Annotated in this window: 15 protein-coding genes; 10 read left to right on the top strand and 5 right to left on the bottom strand. The window is 48.4% G+C overall.

All coding sequences use genetic code 11. The annotated features are described in order from the left end of the window. Window positions 1-95: 95 nt before the first annotated feature. Window positions 96-362 carry a tyrosine-type recombinase/integrase gene (locus MCJ35_RS32355; RefSeq protein WP_025484647.1) on the bottom strand — a complete coding sequence of 89 codons (267 nt, stop codon included), beginning with the start codon at window positions 360-362 and terminating at the stop codon, window positions 96-98. Window positions 363-1,094: 732 nt separating this feature from the next. Between MCJ35_RS32355 and MCJ35_RS25310 the strand changes: the two genes are divergently transcribed. Further along, complete coding sequence (locus MCJ35_RS25310; RefSeq protein WP_025484648.1) at window positions 1,095-3,026, top strand: hypothetical protein; 1,932 nt, start codon at window positions 1,095-1,097, stop codon at window positions 3,024-3,026. Here MCJ35_RS25310 and MCJ35_RS25305 read toward each other — a convergent pair. Then, complete coding sequence (locus tag MCJ35_RS25305; RefSeq protein ID WP_227796536.1) at window positions 3,023-3,742, bottom strand: alpha/beta hydrolase; 720 nt, start codon at window positions 3,740-3,742, stop codon at window positions 3,023-3,025. The genes MCJ35_RS25310 and MCJ35_RS25305 overlap by 4 nt on opposite strands. 96 nt (window positions 3,743-3,838) lie before the next feature. Between MCJ35_RS25305 and MCJ35_RS25300 the strand changes: the two genes are divergently transcribed. Continuing rightward, window positions 3,839-4,048 carry a hypothetical protein gene (locus MCJ35_RS25300; RefSeq protein ID WP_234852368.1) on the top strand — a complete coding sequence of 70 codons (210 nt, stop codon included), beginning with the start codon at window positions 3,839-3,841 and terminating at the stop codon, window positions 4,046-4,048. A gap of 149 nt (window positions 4,049-4,197) precedes the next feature. Here the strand turns inward: MCJ35_RS25300 and MCJ35_RS25295 are convergent, their stop codons facing one another. Both MCJ35_RS25295 and MCJ35_RS25290 read right to left on the bottom strand, forming a co-directional pair. After that, the gene (locus MCJ35_RS25295) at window positions 4,198-4,440 is read right to left on the bottom strand and encodes a hypothetical protein (protein ID WP_008726730.1); all 243 of its coding nucleotides are present in this window, start codon (window positions 4,438-4,440) and stop codon (window positions 4,198-4,200) included. After that, window positions 4,437-4,850: a DUF3842 family protein gene (locus MCJ35_RS25290; protein WP_008726729.1), complete on the bottom strand. Its 414-nt coding sequence runs from the start codon at window positions 4,848-4,850 to the stop codon at window positions 4,437-4,439. The genes MCJ35_RS25295 and MCJ35_RS25290 overlap by 4 nt, the downstream gene beginning before the upstream one ends. 745 nt (window positions 4,851-5,595) lie before the next feature. On the opposite strand from MCJ35_RS25290, the gene thrS reads away from it, so the two are divergent. The 4 genes from thrS (at window position 5,596) to MCJ35_RS25270 (ending at window position 11,375) form a co-directional block, all read left to right on the top strand. Next, complete coding sequence (gene thrS / locus MCJ35_RS25285) at window positions 5,596-7,350, top strand: threonine--tRNA ligase (protein ID WP_025484651.1); 1,755 nt, start codon at window positions 5,596-5,598, stop codon at window positions 7,348-7,350. Between the two features lie 818 nt (window positions 7,351-8,168). Continuing rightward, the gene (locus MCJ35_RS25280) at window positions 8,169-8,891 is read left to right on the top strand and encodes a GntR family transcriptional regulator (protein WP_025484652.1); all 723 of its coding nucleotides are present in this window, start codon (window positions 8,169-8,171) and stop codon (window positions 8,889-8,891) included. A gap of 160 nt (window positions 8,892-9,051) precedes the next feature. Then, the gene (locus MCJ35_RS25275) at window positions 9,052-10,416 is read left to right on the top strand and encodes an MFS transporter (RefSeq protein ID WP_240299696.1); all 1,365 of its coding nucleotides are present in this window, start codon (window positions 9,052-9,054) and stop codon (window positions 10,414-10,416) included. Continuing rightward, a complete protein-coding gene (locus MCJ35_RS25270; protein WP_025484653.1) occupies window positions 10,413-11,375 on the top strand; it encodes an alpha/beta hydrolase fold domain-containing protein in 963 nt (320 codons plus the stop codon). The genes MCJ35_RS25275 and MCJ35_RS25270 overlap by 4 nt, the downstream gene beginning before the upstream one ends. Window positions 11,376-11,463: 88 nt before the next feature. On the opposite strand, the gene MCJ35_RS25265 is transcribed toward MCJ35_RS25270, so the two are convergent. Then, window positions 11,464-12,171, bottom strand: coding sequence for a Crp/Fnr family transcriptional regulator (locus MCJ35_RS25265; RefSeq protein WP_025484656.1), 708 nt, complete (start codon window positions 12,169-12,171; stop codon window positions 11,464-11,466). Window positions 12,172-12,294: 123 nt separating this feature from the next. Here MCJ35_RS25265 and deoD point away from each other — a divergent pair, with 123 nt between their 5' ends. The 4 genes from deoD (at window position 12,295) to MCJ35_RS25245 (ending at window position 18,192) form a co-directional block, all read left to right on the top strand. Further along, on the top strand, window positions 12,295-13,017 hold the full coding sequence (gene deoD, locus MCJ35_RS25260) for a purine-nucleoside phosphorylase (RefSeq protein WP_025484657.1): 723 nt from the start codon (window positions 12,295-12,297) through the stop codon (window positions 13,015-13,017). 6 nt (window positions 13,018-13,023) lie between these two features. Further along, window positions 13,024-14,217, top strand: coding sequence for a phosphopentomutase (locus MCJ35_RS25255; RefSeq protein WP_025484658.1), 1,194 nt, complete (start codon window positions 13,024-13,026; stop codon window positions 14,215-14,217). A 526-nt stretch (window positions 14,218-14,743) separates the two neighbouring features. Then, window positions 14,744-16,684 carry a sensor histidine kinase gene (locus MCJ35_RS25250; RefSeq protein WP_240299695.1) on the top strand — a complete coding sequence of 647 codons (1,941 nt, stop codon included), beginning with the start codon at window positions 14,744-14,746 and terminating at the stop codon, window positions 16,682-16,684. Further along, window positions 16,681-18,192: a response regulator transcription factor gene (locus MCJ35_RS25245; protein WP_025484661.1), complete on the top strand. Its 1,512-nt coding sequence runs from the start codon at window positions 16,681-16,683 to the stop codon at window positions 18,190-18,192. The genes MCJ35_RS25250 and MCJ35_RS25245 overlap by 4 nt, the downstream gene beginning before the upstream one ends. Window positions 18,193-18,314: the final 122 nt, after the last annotated feature.

The following is an 18,314-nucleotide window of genomic DNA, read 5'->3' as shown; positions in this document are numbered from 1 at the left end:
GGTTTCAATGCTTTCATGACCCATTAAAGTGCTCAAATCGTAGACACCAGTATTTCCCGTTCTCCTGTAGTTATCAATGCAGAAACCTGTAGTTATCAATGCAGAAATTGGGATAGATAATCTTCCAGCAACATTTTGGAAATATACCCCAAGGGGACTAAACGGTCTTTGGAAACCTTCCCGGTGACTTGTAACGCACCACGGTCAAAATCCAGCTCCTTTTTTACTAATGTGCATACCTCGTTCTGCCTAATACCAGAGTCCAGCATTAAAGCGATTATAGCCTTATTTCTGGTAGTCAGCCACAGGACGGAGAATTTTGCGGAATCCAATAAATATTGTATCTCAGCAGAAGAAAGCACATGGACATTCTTTTGGGAGTTTTAGGAACCTTTATCTTTACCGGGTCAAAGCTAAGACCATATCAGCATGTACCCATCTAAGGAATATTCGGGTATTTCTGACAGATGTAAAAATAGTTGCCTTGGAAAGATTTAGGATAATTTGTTCTAAATGTCAATAGTACAAATATTATTTTGATAAATAAGCACCAGAGACAGGAACCTAAAGTCTCCGGGTCTGCTGGTGCTTTCTGATGTAAAATCATATGGTAAGAGTAATTAATATTTACTTTTAATCATGTCATAATTAATGCTGTAAGTATATGATCAAATATAGTATAATAGATTTGCTGTCTACCCTATACCGTGCAGCGGAAAGGGTGTGTGCAACATGTCTAATGTATTAAACTTCCTGGTTTCGGTCATGGCAAGTGTAGCTGGTTACTACATATACAAATGGTTAGACCGGAACCGTAAAGACAGCTAGCCAAAAAGAAGCCCCAAAGACTGGTACTCTTTGGGGCTTTGTTTAGTGCAACATATGTACTAAACTTCCTGGTATTATTATATTATACCAATCCTACAAATATGTCAAGTGGCGTTAAATGACTTAAATATACTGCCTTTTAATTTTTAATTATCTGTTATGGATAGGTGCTTTTTTTATTTATTGTAAGATTTCCGCCATTGTAAAAACCAGGGAAGTCTGATACTATAAGTTATTATAGAAAAAGAGGTTCAAAGGAAAAGCAAATGAACAGACGTCGTAAAAAGAAAGAATCGCCCGTAAAGATGGTATTTCTTATCCTGATTGCTGTACTTGTGATGGTTGCAGCTATTTATGTGGTTATTTCCGTGTTTGGGAAAATCAGTTCGGATTATAAGCAGCTGGATTTTTCCAGGGAGGAAGAAACCATGGATATAACCATCGATACAGATGAGGAACCTTCTGTGGGATGGAATGAGACAGACCAGGGATGGATGTATTATCTGGATGCAAAAAGTTTTGTTAAGGATCAGTGGAAGGATATAGATGGATTCCTGTATTATTTTAATGAGGACGGGTTCATGGTTACCGGGCAGTTAAAACAGGATGGGCAGATATATACACTCCACGATACCAAGGGGTATCTGAAAAATATTGAGACTGATTTGGATTATGTTCCTGAGAGTACGGGGGAGAACCTGGACAGCCTGGTAAGGACCAATGCGTTTTGGTGTTTTCTTAAAGATGAGGAAGGGACAGGCCTGTTTAGGACAATCCTATACAGGAAGACCGTGGAGAATAAAATCATGGTCCTTGGAGGGGAAACATCCCCTGAGAAGACTACAAGGTATTCCATGCGGGCTTATGGTGATTATGTATATTATCTGCCTAAGGTGAAGGAAAGTCAGCTGACGCGCCTTTCAGAGGCCGAGAAAGGGCTTTGTGATAAGCTGTTCCGCATGAGGCCGGGAAGTAATGTAAAGGAATTGATTGCTGAGCAGGTAGACGGTTATATGGTGTTCAATGATACCATTTATTATGCTCAGGCAGGACAGATCCATTCTGCTGTATCCGGGGTGGAGATAGCTGCCGGGGAAGGGAAGTATTCAGTTGTAATTAAGGATGACAGCTGCTATCTGGTGGATGAACTGGGGAATCCGGCTGTGGCCGACAGTGGAAATAGTGTTGCTGTGGGTGACCGGATTTATAGGATAGAGGAAGACGGTGAGATTAAATATGTGAAGCATGGACAGCTTACCATTGATGGAAGGACATATTATCTCAGCGGCAGCGGGTCAAAGGCAACTGTTAATTCAAAACAGGATAGCAATGATACCGTCCTTATCAGGGAAACTTATGGTGTACAAAGTTACTGTATTGTGGATAATCAGATTTATTACAGCAGTTATGTGGATAAGGGGAGTGGAGGCGAATGGTACAGTAGGATATTTAGGACGGATTTAGATGGACAGAATAAACAGGCTTTGTCAGAACCCTTTCCCGGTGTTATCCAGAATATGTATTATTATGAAGATGAGGGCGAGATATTTGGGGAATACCATCCCTCTATCTGGAGCGGATCTTATGGAGTTGCGGCGGTTATATCACGGGACGGGACTATTTATAAGATAAATGATGCATCGGCCAGGACCGGTAAGCATGTGGATGGGAATGATATGCTGGAGATTGTAATGGCTAAAGACGGCAAGGTCATCTGCCTGTGGCATGATTGTGATTGGAGTAAAAGCAGCGGAATAACAAGTGTGCTTTGGAGTAAGGCGGTTGAATTAAATGGGGCTGACAGAAGTCTGATTGATATGGCTGCTATAGATGTGTCAAAGGAAGAAGAGAGCAGCCAGGGAGGGGATGAGGTAATCGTACCCATAGAGACATTGCCAGGAGAGATACCTGCACAGACCATGGCGCCAGGCAGCCAAGCTGCGAATCCAGGTAATCAGGTTGGGAATCCGGGCAGTCAGGGTGCGAATCCAGGCAGCCAGGGGACGAATCCAGGCAGCCAGGCGGGGAATCCGGGCAGTCAGGGGACAAATTCAGGTAGCCAGGCTGGAAATCCGGCCATGCCGGGTGGCACTGTGGCAGGAACCGTTAAACCGGGTCAGGAGGTCACGGTTCCGGTGCCTACGATTCCGCCGGCAACAGAATCCACTGATGAGGTCAGGATTGTACCGATTGGTTAGGAGATATATTGATTGATGAACTGGAATACCTTATCCCAGTAGGCTGGGCCGCCCACCATGGCAGATTTTACGTGGGCGGCGCCTTCTACTGCAAGGTATTCCTTTTTGCTGTTACAGGCATCATAGAGTGTCCTGGACATCTCAAAGGGGACGAACCTGTCTTCTGTGCCATGGATGAAGAGAATCGGGACTTTTGCCCTGGAGACACATTTGACGGCATCAGCGTCTTTTAACCTATATCTGTTTTTTATGAAGTTGACCAGACCTGCACTGGTAAGGGCCGGAAATGCCGGCAGGCGGAACTGTACGTTCAGCTGGTATTTCAGTACATCCCATGCAGATGTGTATCCACAGTCTTCCACGACTGCTTTTACATTGGAGGGCAGGTTTTCTCCTGCAGCCATCATGACGGTGGCAGCACCCATGGATACACCGTATAGGATAATTTCTGCCTGGGAATCTTTTTCCATAATCCAGTGGATCCAGCTTATGATATCCAGACGGTCATGCCAGCCCATGCCAACGTAGGCGCCTTGGCTTTGACCATGGCCCCTGGCATCAGGCAGCAGCAGATGGAAGCCCTGACGGTAAAAGGCCAGGGCCTCTTCATGGAACCACAGGCCGGAATCTGCATATCCGTGAACCAGGATTACCCAATGGCTGCCTGTACGGGCCTGGAGGGATGCCTGACTTTGATTGCCTGTTTTAGTGTTCATGCACAAATAAGCATGGAGTTTTAGATTATCAAAGGAATACAGATATCTGTCCTGGTATTGTCGGATTAGATGGCTGCCTGCTTCAGGGGCTTGCCTGTGCCGCTGAGGAATCTGATTGTGCCGCAGGGGAATCTGTCTGTGCCGCTGAGGAACCTGATTGTGCTGCTGGGGAATCTGTCTGTGCCGCTGAGGAACCTGATTGTGCCGTTGGGGAATCTGATTGTGCCGCAGGGGAATCTGTCTGTGCTGCTGGGGCACCTGATTGTCAGGCTGTATGGTGTCTGGTGTAGGTTTCAGCAGGGATGATTTGTCTGTTTTGGCATCCAGGGCAATGTGATACAGATATCCGCCGGTTAAAAGACACGCGGCACTTACAGCAGCTGGGATTCCTATCAGATATGACTTCATTTGACATGCCTCCTTACTCCTTACTGTCTTTTGGCTGGCAGATCCTATCAGGTTGGTTCATCCTCATCAAAATCCACAATCACATAAAATCCTCTGGAATTTTCACGGATTTCCTTTATGATGCCATATTCGGATCTGATGCGGTACCTGGAAGGAAAGCAGCCGGACATGGCTACAGCGGGGTCAATGATATAACTGTAGCTGCTGGTTCCCTCCCGTTCAATGATTTTGACCTTGTCGCCTTCCTGTACAAGGCCCTGGCGTTCCATTTTAAATTCTATGGTCCTCAAATGGATTTCACTTCCTTCCCTACTTCATCGCATACCATGCTTATATAATCGGATAAGGTATTGTTCTGGCATCCCACGATGTAATGGTTACAGCGGTTCACCGGGATAAGTATCTTATATGCCTTGCTGGAACCGATGGAGGCTGCCATGGCTGGAGTGATTTCTCCCAGCAGGGAATTGGCCATGACGATACCGATGGGACCTATGATGATATCCGCATCCTGGGCATTGACAATGGCGGGATTCTCGCCGGTTGCCCCATAGGTTGCCCCTGCCTTCAACATGGCGGAGGTGGCAATACTGTTGGTTCCGATTGCATATGTCTCCAGTTCAGGAAAACGTTTCTTCAGCTGTTCAATTACAGATCTTCCCATCTTGCCGCCCTGGCCGTCAATAATAACGATTTTCATGTATTCACCTTCTTTTGTCTTATCTAGTGCCGCCCGGCACTATCTGTATATGGTCCTGAGGATATATTTTAACAGAAATAAGGCGGAAAGTAAATGTTATCCACAATTTGAAGGCTGATTATGCGGCATGGGTGGATAACTTTTATGGACATCGTGGAAGTTTTTTGTCAGCATTGGGGGATAATCCCTTTTCCTCTGGTCAATACGCCGGCAATCTTACCATATCCGGCGGATACAATGGTTGCAATGATGGGGGAGTTTTATTTTAGGACGGAGCATCATCATTTAAGCCTTGACAAATCATGGCCAAATGCTATAATCAAAACTAGCAGAAATGCAGTTAATGGCGTTGAAGGAATCAGTAGTCAATGGGAAGTATCCAGAGAGCGGCCCCTTTGGTGGAAGGGCTGTATACCGAAGATTGATGAAGACCGGTCCTGAGCCGTGTCAAGGATACCATGCCGGTCATCTGTTGGATGACGGTAACAGGAACCCAAAGCATTAATCGGATTCCCGGGAGGAAATGACACCGTATCCCGCGTTAAGGGACCAATGAGTGAAAATCAAGGTGGAACCGTGTATATGCACCCTTGGACATAGGGATATGTCCAGGGGTTTTTCTTTACCCATTCCGGCGGATGGACATATACTGAGAGAAAACATGATAACCACAAAGGATGCCGGAATTATTTCCTGGGGAATGAATTTTCAAACACGCCCTAGAGAGAATGAAAGGAGTAATAGCATGAAGATTATTTTACCGGACGGAAGCGTACAGGAAGCAGAGGATGAGTTAAGGGCCATCCGCCACACAGCATCCCACGTGCTGGCACAGGCAGTGAAGAGGCTGTACCCGGAGACAAAGCTGGCAATCGGACCGGCCATTGATGACGGGTTTTACTATGATTTTGACAGGGAGGGCGGATTCACACCTGAGGACCTGGAGAAACTGGAAGCTGAGATGACAAAGATTGTAAAGGAAAATCTTCCGGTTAAGCCATTTGTGCTTCCCAGGGATGAGGCAGTCAGGTTCATGGAGGAAAAGGCAGAGCCGTACAAGGTGGAGCTGATCCAGGACCTGCCTGACGAGGAAACCATCAGCTTCTATCAGCAGGGCGAGTTCGTGGACCTGTGCGCAGGACCCCATATCATGTATACAAAGGGTGTGAAGGCGTTTAAACTTACCAGTATTGCAGGCGCTTACTGGAGAGGAAGCGAGAAGAATAAGATGCTTACCAGGATTTACGGTACTGCATTTGCCAATAAGACGGATTTAGAGAATTACCTTACCATGATGGAGGAGGCTAAGAAGCGCGACCACAGGAAGCTGGGCAAGGAACTGGGCCTGTTCATGTTTGCTGAGGAAGGTCCTGGTTTCCCGTTCTTCCTGCCAAAGGGTATGACCCTTAAGAATACGCTGATTGACTACTGGCGTGAAATCCATCAGAGGGAAGGATACCAGGAGGTTTCCACCCCCATTATACTGAGCCGTAAGCTGTGGGAGAATTCCGGTCACTGGGATCACTATAAGGATAATATGTACACAACCGTCATTGATGAGGAGGATTATGCGGTTAAGCCCATGAACTGTCCGGGCGGCATGCTGGTGTATAAGAACCAGCCTCATTCCTACCGCGACCTGCCCCTTCGTGTGGGCGAGCTGGGTCTGGTCCACCGCCATGAGAAGAGCGGCCAGCTTCATGGTCTGATGCGTGTGCGCTGCTTTACACAGGACGATGCCCATATCTTTATGAGGGATGACCAGATAGAGGATGAAATCAAGGGTGTTACCAGGCTGATCAATGAAGTATATACCCAGTTTGGATTTGAGTATTTTGTGGAACTGTCCACAAGGCCGGAGGATTCCATGGGATCTGACGAGGATTGGGAGATGGCTACAAACGGCCTTAAAAAGGCGCTGGATGATATGGGGCTGGAATACATTGTCAATGAGGGCGACGGCGCATTCTACGGGCCTAAGATTGACTTCCACCTGAGGGATTCCCTGGGCAGGACATGGCAGTGCGGCACCATCCAGCTGGATTTCCAGATGCCTCAGAGGTTTGACCTGGAGTACACGGCGGAGGACGGTTCCAAGAAGCGTCCGATTATGATCCACCGCGTATGCTTTGGCTCCATTGAGCGTTTTATCGGTATCCTGATTGAGCATTTTGCTGGTAAGTTCCCGGTATGGCTGGCTCCTGTACAGGTTAAGGTCATTCCTGTTTCTGAGAAGTCCATGGAATATGCAACGGGCGTTTATGAGAAGCTGAAGGCAGCCGGTATCCGCACGGAGTTAGACCATAAGGATGAAAAGGTTGGATATAAGATCCGTCAGGCCCAGCTTGAAAAGGTTCCTTATATGCTGGTGCTGGGTGAGAAGGAAGCGGCAGAGGGCGCTATCACGGTAAGAAGCAGGGATAAAGGTGATTTAGGCGCTGCTGTATTGGAGGATTTCATTGCTGATATCAAGAAGATGGTCGAGGCAAAGGAAAAATAAGGTTTTACAGCAGACGGCTGACAGGCAGCGGTAAAGTTTCATGTTAAAAAGGCTGGGCTTATGTTTTTAGCCCAGCCCTATTAATACTATGATATAAGTGTTAAAATAGGGGTGTATAATTAAATAGGGGACAGAGGATAGTCTGGTGGTTTCCTTCGGAAATAAATCCGGGAGGGAATGTAGTATGGATACACATGAGGTGTTGACATTGGTGCTGGTTATATTAGCAGCATTGACTTACATAGATAATCATCAGAATAGAAAATAGCTATCCTCTATTCGCAGTAGAGGATAGCCTGTAACTTAAAATTACACCATATCCGAAGCGCAATCATCAGACATGCAACCGTCTCTTGATTACTCCTAGGTTAATTATACACAGGGTGCTTGGATTTTTCAAGTACCCTGTTCAAATTCAGCCCTATTAAATTGTTTCTATGAGTGTTATGATAGGATTGTATAATTAAATAGGGGACAGAGGATAGTCTGGTGGTTTCCTTCGGAAATAAATCCGGGAGGGAATGTAATATGGATACACATGAGGTATTGACATTGGTGCTGGTTATATTAGCAGCATTGACTTACATAGATAATCATCAGAATAGAAAATAGCTATCCTCTACCGCAACTAGAGGATAGCCCATAACTAAAAATTATGCAGTTATCCGAAGCGCAATCATCAGACATACGACTGTCTTTTGATTCCCTCTAGGTTAATTATACACAGGGTGCTTGGTTTTTTCAAGTACCCTTTTGAATCCTGATTATGATGATAGCAGCAACGATAGCAGCGGCTGGAGATAAAAGGAGGCGGACAGGTGCCAGGTGATAAGAAAGCATTTCCCAAATTTGTAATCATATATAATGAGATATTAGGACTGATACAGCAGGGGCTTTATCCTGAGGAAAGCAAACTGCCGCCGGAGGAAGAACTGGCGCTGCAGATGAATGTGAGCAGGATGACCCTTCGGAAATCCCTGAACCTGTTAAAGGAGGATGGTATCATTGAAGCCAGGCATGGTATGGGCAATTACGTCAGGAAGCAGACCGTGAAGGCTGAGGTGGGGATGGAGAAGCCGGGCAGTCCGGTCAGGAAGGTATTAAGACGACAGCCGGATCAGATGGAGTTCTCCATGGAATTAAGGCCGGCCAATGAATATATACAGCATATCTTTAAGCGGAAAGGGTCGGTTTCACTGGAGGCCAGGCGCAGGTTCAGGTTCCAGGGAGTGATGATCGGCTATTCCTATTCCGCAATCCTGGCGGATGTGCTGGATGGCTATGAACTGGATTTAAACAAGGAGGAACAGGTTCAGAGATTTCTGGAATGTGATATCTATGAGCATTTCCACCGGGTGAGGATGGAGATGAAGGTGACGGCAGAAGGCCAGAGCATTGAGGAAGAGGAGTTTTACCGCCCGGAACGCCTGTTTCTGATGATTTTTGAGGAAATATATAACCAGAAGGGTGAAATGCTGGTATTCACAAAGCATTTCATCCCATATGAGGAAGTGGATATACTTCTGAATTGGTATCATTAGGATTATAGGAAAAAAGCCCAAAAGACATGGGCTTTTTTTGTTTGTTCTGACGAAAAAGACATGGGGAACAGATATATGGTTGACAAACATTGACGATAGAAGTATATTCTATACAACTAAATATACTATATAGGTAAAAATATAGTAGGAGGTATAGAAAATGAATGATGAAAACAATGTCAAACGGGTGATTCCCATGATTATGCTGGTGTTTATTTCAAGCGCTACCATGATCAGCGTCATCAACATTATTTCCCCGCAGCTTACAGTGGATTTTGGAATCAGCCCTACCACGGTAAGTCTTCTTAGCATGACGGTCATGCTGATAATGGGGGTCGCGTCGGTTGCCTATTCCACGCTGTCGGATTATCTGAGTATCCGCAGATTGATGATATTTGGGGTTTGTCTGCTGGATGTGGGGGCGGTTATGGGATTTCTGGCAGCGGGAAGGAGTTTTTACATGCTGCTGGGGGCGTCTGCCCTGATGATTACGGGAGGGACCTGCGGTTCCGGGCTGATGATCATCCTGGTGAGCAGGTACATAGGGGAACGGGAGCATGCCAGATATTATGGATTTAATACGGCCTGCGTGTCCATCTCACAGGCGTCCGGTATCCTGCTGGGAGGTTTTTTTGCAACTTATATCGGATGGAAGTATGCGTTCCTGATTCCACTGGTCTCGCTGGCAGCCCTTCCGTCCATATGCAGGTATGTGCCGGACGAAAGGCTGAATCAGGAGGGCAGGCTGGATATTGCGGGGCTGGTGCTGTTGGTGGGGTTCACATTCCTCATATCCATGTATTTTAATATGGGGAGCATGGGGTATCTGCTGCTGTCAATGGTGGTGCTGGCGGTATTTTTTATCTATATATCCAAGAGCGGGCGGGCATTCATCAATATGGATTTTTTCAGGAACAGGAATTATGTGACAGCCATACTGCTGGTGGCGCTGACATTTGGAATCCAGAATTCATTTTCATTCCTGTTCCCCTTCATGGCCCAGGGGATATATCAGGTTACCCTGGATAAGGTTTCCCTGATACTGCTGCCAAGCTACGTTTTTGCGGCAGTCATAGCAATGAACAGCGGCAGGATTGTTACCCGGTTTAAAAGCTTCCGTACCTTATGCGGGGCATTGATCCTGGTGGCAGCGGCCCTTGCCTTTGGGGCGTTGGGCACGGACAGGGGCGTGTTGGCGTTAGGAATCTGCGCTTGTCTGTTTGCAGGCGGCTTTGCATTGGTGTATGCGCCATTTATGGAAATCGTGATTTGCACGCTGGCGCCGGAGCAGGTGGGGGTGGGAATCGGGTTCTTTAACCTGATGACCAGTATTGGTCCCTCGCTTCTGATTACGCTTACGGGCAGGATGATGTCTGCCAGGGGGCTGGCGGAGGGTCCTTCACTGGCAAAAGGAAATGCGGGGCTTTACAGCAATATCCTTCTGGTGTTCATGGCTGTGCTGTTGGTTGTATTTATTATTTTGAGAGTGAAAAAGAATGATTATTTAAGGGAGGATCAGAAATGAGCGTAAGGATGTGGAGAAAGAATGGACCGATGATTTCAGTGGAAGGAAGAAGGGGGTATTTTGATGTGGCGTACGGGCAGGATTCACCGTCCCAGAAGCTGGATGTGTTCCTGCCTGAGGGACAGGGGCCTTTCCCGGCCATCATCAGCATCCATGGCGGCGGGTATGTGGCCTGCGACAAGCGCCAGAAGGAGATGATAGAACCGATGCTTGCAGGACTTGAGCGGGGGTTTGCAGTGATTGGGCTGAATTACAGGCTTGCAGGGGAGGTTGGGTTTCCGGAACCGGTCAGGGATATTAAACGGGCCATACGCTTCATAAAGACCAATGCAGAGGAATGGGACATCTGTCCGGACCGGCTGGCTGCATGGGGCGGGAGCGCAGGAGGATATATGACCCTGATGGGATGCCTGTGCGCACAGGACAGGTATTTTGACAGTGAAACAGACCCGTACAGGGAAATGGACGCGGGCCTGGCAGCCGGGGTGGCCTGGTATCCCCAGACCGACTTTTTGACGGCTGACGAGGAGCTGGAAACCAATTGTATCATAGGACGTTTCCTTGTATCTGATCGCACGGACCGGGATGAGAGTGAGTATGAACCTGCGTTTCCGCTGACGGAGGAAAGCATTTTCCCATTCCATAATCAGGAGGATGGGGTGTGCACCCTGTTCCTGGGGGCGAATCCGGGAAGCGGGGAGGAGGTGGTAAGGACGGCCAGCCCTATCCATCATATCCATAGGAATATGCCGCCGCTCTTCATCCAGCATGGAAGCGGGGACCAGATACTGCCCATGCAGCAGTCTGTCCGCTTTGCCATGAAGGCAAATAAGGTCTGCGGGGAGGAGCGGGTGAGGCTTCAGATCCTTCCCGGGGCCATCCACTCTTCCGTGCTTTTTGAGACGGAGGAGAATATTAATACGGTGCTGGATTTCATTGGGGCTGCGGTGGGGGAATAGGAGATAGGCTTTAGGATGAAACTATATATGTTTAAATAGGTTTCCGGGGGTGTGGATGGAGGGAGTGAATATCCAGATAGGCATTGGATTATGAATAAGGCTCCACTCCATGCATCATATCCTCCAGCTGCCCTGGGGTCAGAAGGAGTTTTCCGCCGGACAGGGCCAGCATGTCCTTTTGTGCCATTTCCTTCAGGATACGGTGGATTGTACGAAGGGAACAGCCGGTTTTTGTTGCCAGGAACTCGCGGTTGAGTTTCAGGCAAAAGATTCCGTTTACAGGGGAAACCTTGCCGGCTTCCTGGCAGATGATGTACATGCACCGCTGTCCGTAGGACATTAACAGGTAACGGCGGCTGGAATTGAGCTGCAGGGACAGCTTTTTCATCAGAAGCCTGGTGCGGAAGAAGAGGGCGGTGCTGTCCGCGCTGAGCCACTTAAGATAGAACCTGGGGGGAATGGTAAGGCAGACGGATGGTTCCCAGGCCCTCACCGTCACATAGCTTTCCGTGTCTTCTGAAAAAAGCTCATAGTCGCCTACAATATCAAAGGGGGACAGATCAAAGAAACTGTAGGGAATGTCCCCAGCCTTTTCCTCAATGGCCTGAAGCCTGCCGGACACAAGGATATAGACCGTGTTGCAGGGCGCTCCGGCCTGGATGAGAAGCTGGCCCGCCGGGAAGGTCTGGAGGGTCAGATAGTTGCGGATTAGGGGCGGGCAGGTTGAAAAGAATGACTCGATGGTCGGATAGCAGTCATACTTCCTGCAGTTTTTTAGTATGCGTTCCCAGGTCATGATGGATTCCTCGGTAAAAAAGTGATATAATTGGAAAAAAGGTGACATTTGGCATTTTTAATTACTTACATTGAGTTTAAAATAAAACCAGATGAAATGCAAGAGAAAGAGGAGGTTTATATTATGGGAACACCACACAATAGCGCTGCACCAGGGGAAATCGCAAAAACAGTATTGATGCCGGGAGATCCGCTGAGGGCGGAATTCATTGCCAAGAACTGGCTGACCGATGTGAAGTTAGTGAATCAGGTCCGCAACATCTATGCATTTACAGGCAGATACCAGGGCAAAGAGGTTACTGTCATGGCCAGCGGCATGGGGATGCCGAGTATCGGTATCTATTCTTATGAGCTGTTCACTCAGTATGGGGTGGAGCGGATTATCCGTATCGGTTCCGCAGGCTCATATACGGAAAGGCTTAAACTGTATGATGTTGTCCTGGCAGAGGAATGCTGGAGCGAGTCCAGCTTCGGAAGGACCCAGAACGGTGATGAGGCAGATGTTAAATATCCGGATGCAGACCTTAACAAGGTGATAATGGAAGCCGGGAAGGAATGCGGGATTGAGGTGAAGCCTGCAAAGATACACTCCAGCGATGTTTTCTACAGTGAGCCTGGAATGGATGGTTTTAAGGAAATCCATGAAAAGCATGGCTGTGAATGTGTGGAGATGGAGAGCTTTGCACTGTTCCACAATGCCAGGGTACTGGGAAAGAAGGCGGCCTGCCTGCTTACCATCTCTGATTCCATGGTGACCGGGGAGAAGACAAGCGCAAAGGAGCGTCAGGAGGCATTTGGCAATATGATGGAAGTTGCGCTTAAGGCAGCTGCCATGATGGAGGATTAAGACGGGATGGGAAAATTCAAACGTGTATTTGTGATTGTAGTTGATTCTTTCGGAGCCGGCAATGGAAAGGATGCAAAGGATTACGGGGATCAGGGCGCGGATACCATGGGGCATATCGCTGACAGCGTGGACCATTGGGAGATTCCTAACTTACAGCGCCTGGGGCTTGCCAACCTGCACCCGTTAAAAGGGGTGGAGCCTGTTTCAAAGCCCGCCGGATATTATACTGTCATGAATGAGGAAAGCTGCGGCAAGGATACCATGACAGGGCATTGGGAGCTGATGGGGATTAAGACCGTGAAGCCATTCGTGACATTTACGGAGACAGGATTCCCGCAGGAGCTGATTGAGGAGTTAGAGAAACGCACCGGACATAAGGTAATCGGCAATAAGAGTTCCAGCGGAACCGAGATACTGGATGAGCTGGCAGAGGAAGAGATTGCCACCGGGCATATGATTGTTTATACATCCGCGGACTCCGTACTGCAGATATGCGGCAATGAGGAGACCTTTGGCCTGGATGAGCTGTACCGCTGCTGTGAGATTGCAAGGGAACTGACCATGAGGGATGAGTGGAGGGTGGGACGTATCATCGCCAGGCCCTATGTGGGGAAGAAAAAGGGTGAATTTAAACGGACCAGCAACCGCCATGACTATGCGCTTAAGCCAACCGGAAGGACTGCATTGGATGCGCTGAAGGACAATGGATATGAGGTTATTTCCGTTGGTAAGATAAGGGATATCTTTGACGGGGAAGGCATCACCAAGGCATATAAGTCCAAAAGCTCTGTCCATGGCATGGAGCAGACCGTGGATATCATAAGGGATGAGGAGTTTGAGGGACTTTGCTTCGTGAACCTGGTGGATTTTGACGCGTTGTGGGGACACCGCAGGAATCCGGAAGGGTATGCAAAAGAAGTGGAGATGTTCGATGTGAAGCTGGGGGAGGCGCTGGCTGGTCTTAGGGAGGACGACCTTCTGATGATTACGGCCGACCACGGCAACGACCCAACCTACTCAGGCACGGACCACACCAGGGAGCAGGTGCCCCTTCTGATGTATTCGAAGAAGTTTGAGGGAGCAGGAAGGCTGGAGGAAACAGATACATTCGCAGCCGTTGGAGCTACCATTGCGGAGAACTTTGGCGTGGAAATGCCGGAGGGGACCATTGGGGAGAGTATATTGGGGAAGTTGGTTTGATGGATGGAGGTTTGGCGGGGAGACGTCCGCGAAGGGGGCCAGGGCGTGCTTTGTCCTAAGGGGGTACCTCTGGTGGATTCCTTAGGGCAGACGGCGGGAATGAATTTTCAAACACGCTCTAAGGCCCTGACAACAAAAAAGACGGAGGATCGGTGCTATTCACGTAGAAATCCTGAAGGACTTTCTACGTTCAGAGCACCTTGGATTCTGGCTTTGATGCCAGAATCCACCTCCGCCTTTTTTGTTGCCAGAACCTAAGAAGCTGCGGCCTCCTCCACTATGCGTCCTATGGCCCGCCGCCCGAATGAATCCCCCGGCTGCGCCCGCCCTCCTCAAGATAAGACCCGCCCTGGCCCCCTTCGCGGACTGGGGGATTCCGGGAATGATATGAAAGGATTTCTATTGGTTAATGGATGAGTGGTTCTGGAACTTGTAATCCCGGTTATAAATTAATGGGGAATCGTCTGCAAGTATGGTATAATCGATAGCATAGGCCGGTAATCCTGTCTCATATAAGGAGACTGTCATGACTTCGAAGAATAAGGTAAGTTATATTAAAAGACATTTCCTCATATTGTTCCTGTTGGTGGTTATATTGGTGGGAATCATGGGGACCGCAATCATACGTTTTTCTAAAGGTGTGGTGGGGAATGAGATTATTAAATTACACCAGGCTATATTGAAACAGTCTGCTAACGGTACGGCGGATACGCTGGGCTCCCTGAAGGAGAGCCTTTCTAATATTGCCCAGAATGCCAGGGTGACACAGTGGCTGGCACAGGAGGAAAAAACAGCGTATGCAGAAGCTGGCTGGACACAGGATACCGGTGATTCCATGGACGGATATGTGGACGGGCTTGTGCAGGATGAGATTTATAAGAATTATAAGCGGGGGAATATTTTCAGGATTTATATCTATGACCTGCAGGGACTGCGATACAGCAGTGACCGGCCGGTGGTTACCTGGGAAACTGCCGTGGATTATATTAAAAAGGCAGCGCCGGTGGGGGAGGATATGCCGGATTATGTGCTGTTAGACGGACCTGTCCGCAGCGATGAGGGAGGTCTGTACAGGCATGGTTTTTATCTGATAGAACCAGTCAAGGACCTGCTCAGTGAACAGGTGGAGGGGTATGTGCTGATGCATTTCAGCGAGAAGGTCCTGTATGATTCATACTCGGATATGAGGGGGAAGGACAGGAAGTTCTGTATTGTCAGCAACAGCGGAACCCTTGTTTCAGGGGAGAATAAGAGCGAGATTGGCGGATGGCCGGCTGTTGGGGAACCGATGATGGGTCCTGGACAGGAATCAAAGCAGGCGCTGGACCATGGGCTGTACCAGATGGATCATGGGCTGTACCAGACAACAGGACAGGGGCCAGATCTGGAACCGGGAAAGCTGCCGGCAGGAGGCCTGGCTCTGGATTCGGGCACATCCGGCTTCATCCCCGTGGCCGGATACCGGACCGTGGCGGACCAGGGACAGGATTATATGTATTTTTATGAAAATATCCTGGGAACGGACTGGTATCTGATGGAGCGGATTAATGTACATGAGATATGGGCGACACTTGATAGGACCGGGTATTTCAGCCTCCTTTTGATTGCAGCCTTTGTGCTGTGCCTGTATCCCCTGACTATATTTTCCAGGAAGCGGATCATCAAACCGGTGGATAAGATTAAGGATAAGATGAGCCAGGTGGCAGAGGGACGGTTTGATGTGCGGATCAGCAGCCAGGAACGGGGGAAGGGTGAGTTTGCGGAGATTGCGGATTCTTTTAATTACATGGTGGACCGGCTGGAGAAGCAGGTGGAGGAGATACGGGCCATGGACCGCAAGAAGCACCTGCTGGAACTGGATTTCCTTCAGGCCCAGATTAACCCGCATTTTATATATAATACCTTAAGCTCCATCCGGTTTTATGTGGAGATGGGGAAAAATGAAGAGGCAGAGGACATGCTGATTGATTTCTCCAAAATCCTCAGGAAGACGCTGTCCCGGACCGAACAGTTCATTACACTGCGGGAGGAAATGGAGACGCTGAGACATTATGTTAACCTTCAGAAGGCGAGGTACAGGGAACGGGTCGAGGTGGTGTTTGATGTTGAGGAAAGCACGCTTCCAGCCCTTGTACCGGATTTCATCCTCCAGCCCATTGTGGAGAATGCAATTTTCTACAGCCTGAAGGAGGATAAGGTATGCCATATAAGGATAAAAAGTTATATGGACCAAGGAAACCTTTGTGTCAGCGTGAAGGATGACGGGGTTGGGATGGATGCTGAGAAAATCAGCACGGTCCTGAATAAGGATATGAACATCAACAAGGTAGGGATTAAGAATGTGAATGAGCGTCTGAAACTGAATTTTGGGGATGTTTATGGGCTGAAAATCATAAGCGAGGAAGGCCGGGGAACGGAGGTTATCCTGGTGATGCCTTCCACCACTGAAAGGAAGCGGCTGAGATGAAGATATTGATTGTGGATGATGAAACCCCTATCCGGGAGTGGATTCAGTTCAGTATTGAGCGGGGCGGGAACCCTGAGTTTGAGATTGCGGCGGTGGCTGAAAGCGGGAATGAGGCATTTGATATGGCTCTTAAGCATCAGCCGGATGTGGTGATTACGGATATTAAAATGCCGGGCATGGACGGGATTGAATTGATGAAGAAGGTCCTGGAGGTCAGCCCTTATACGAATTTTGTCATCCTGACCAATTACGCCGAGTTTTCCTATGCCAGGGAGGCTGTGACCTATGGCGCCAAGAAGTATCTGCTTAAGTCGGAGTTGCGTGGACGGGACATCCTCAGCACATTGGAGGAAATATACGGGGAAATACAGGAGAAGGCCGGGAATAAGGAAAAGGACTGTTATTCCAACGGTTATCTGGATATTTTTGACTGTTATTATAATCTGGATAATAAGGAGTTCCTGGAGGATTTCTGGAAAAGGCATGGCTTCAGGCCCGGGGAGCTGTTCCTGGTTACGGCGTTTGAACAGAGGGACGGCGTGAGGCAGAAGGAGGTAATGGACCGGCTTGTGGGGGAGAGGAAAATCCATGCCATTGGCCCGGCCCTGAAAAACAGGAGCATTTACCTGATATTCCAGGCTGGGAGCGGGGAAGAACTGACGGAAGCAGCAGAGTGGTTTTCAGAAGGCTGCCGGAGGGAGGACCTGGGACTTATGGTGTCCGGTCATATGGGGAAGGGACTTGCATCCATCATGGAAGCCATTGAGGAGGCGGAGAAGATGCTGCGCTACACATTCCTTCTGGATACTGGATATCTGAGGATAGAGGATGCAATGGAGCTTTTGCCTCTGGACCGGGCGTCCATTAAGAAGAATTGCCAGAAAATCCTGGCGGGTATCCTGTATGAAGGGGAGGAGGTCATCCAGGAAGCGTTGGTGCAGTGGTTCCAAAGCCTTCACGGCGCGCCGTTTGCGGATATCCAGTGGGTGAAGGAGATGTGCATCCAGCTGGTGATACGTATTGAGGAGATATGTGCGGCCCACATACCGGATTTCTCAGAGGAGCATCATCAGGATATGGACTGGACGCTGAAGGTATGCGGCGGGTTGTGCAGGAATCTGGTAAACAGGATTTACTCTGAGGATAATTTCAGATACTCCCAGAGCGTGCGGGATGCCATACGGTATATCCATAATAATTACAACAGGGACATTTCCCTGAATGAGGTGGCGCAGTATATATACCGTTCCCCGGAATACCTGAGCCGGCTTTTTAAGTCGGAAACAGGGGAGAAGTTCAGCAGTTACCTGATGTCCTACCGGCTTAACAAGGCAAGGGACATGCTGATTAACACGGATATGAAGATATATGAGATTGCCTATGCGGTTGGTTATACCACGCCCAGTTATTTTTCTAAAATGTACAGGGATTTCATGGGAGTGGGACCGGAGGTCACCCGGAGCCAGAGGAATACCGGCGGCGCCCGGGGAACGAAGGCGGACAGATGAGGGACGTGGCAGGACATATGTCAAAATAGTTGCATAAAGTTAAAAAAGTTGCATAGACCAGCGGCTGCTGACCAGAAAAAGTTAAAATACTTTTTAAAATGGTTGGCAGCCTTTCTTTATAT

It is taken from the genome of Enterocloster sp. OA13 (assembly GCF_022440595.1).
Lineage (GTDB): Bacteria > Bacillota > Clostridia > Lachnospirales > Lachnospiraceae > Enterocloster > Enterocloster hominis.
This window is presented reverse-complemented; position numbering and strand designations above follow the sequence as displayed.

Bases quoted from the DNA above. Each gene is read 5' to 3' on its own strand.
- MCJ35_RS25310 (WP_025484648.1), top strand. From the start codon at position 1,095: ATGAACAGACGTCGTAAAAAGAAAGAATCGCCCGTAAAGATGGTATTT.
- MCJ35_RS25305 (WP_227796536.1), bottom strand. From the start codon at position 3,742: ATGAACACTAAAACAGGCAATCAAAGTCAGGCATCCCTCCAGGCCCGT.
- MCJ35_RS25290 (WP_008726729.1), bottom strand. From the start codon at position 4,850: ATGAAAATCGTTATTATTGACGGCCAGGGCGGCAAGATGGGAAGATCT.
- thrS (WP_025484651.1), top strand. From the start codon at position 5,596: ATGAAGATTATTTTACCGGACGGAAGCGTACAGGAAGCAGAGGATGAG.
- MCJ35_RS25275 (WP_240299696.1), top strand. From the start codon at position 9,052: ATGAATGATGAAAACAATGTCAAACGGGTGATTCCCATGATTATGCTG.
- MCJ35_RS25270 (WP_025484653.1), top strand. From the start codon at position 10,413: ATGAGCGTAAGGATGTGGAGAAAGAATGGACCGATGATTTCAGTGGAA.
- MCJ35_RS25265 (WP_025484656.1), bottom strand. From the start codon at position 12,171: ATGACCTGGGAACGCATACTAAAAAACTGCAGGAAGTATGACTGCTAT.
- deoD (WP_025484657.1), top strand. From the start codon at position 12,295: ATGGGAACACCACACAATAGCGCTGCACCAGGGGAAATCGCAAAAACA.
- MCJ35_RS25255 (WP_025484658.1), top strand. From the start codon at position 13,024: ATGGGAAAATTCAAACGTGTATTTGTGATTGTAGTTGATTCTTTCGGA.
- MCJ35_RS25250 (WP_240299695.1), top strand. From the start codon at position 14,744: ATGACTTCGAAGAATAAGGTAAGTTATATTAAAAGACATTTCCTCATA.
- MCJ35_RS25245 (WP_025484661.1), top strand. From the start codon at position 16,681: ATGAAGATATTGATTGTGGATGATGAAACCCCTATCCGGGAGTGGATT.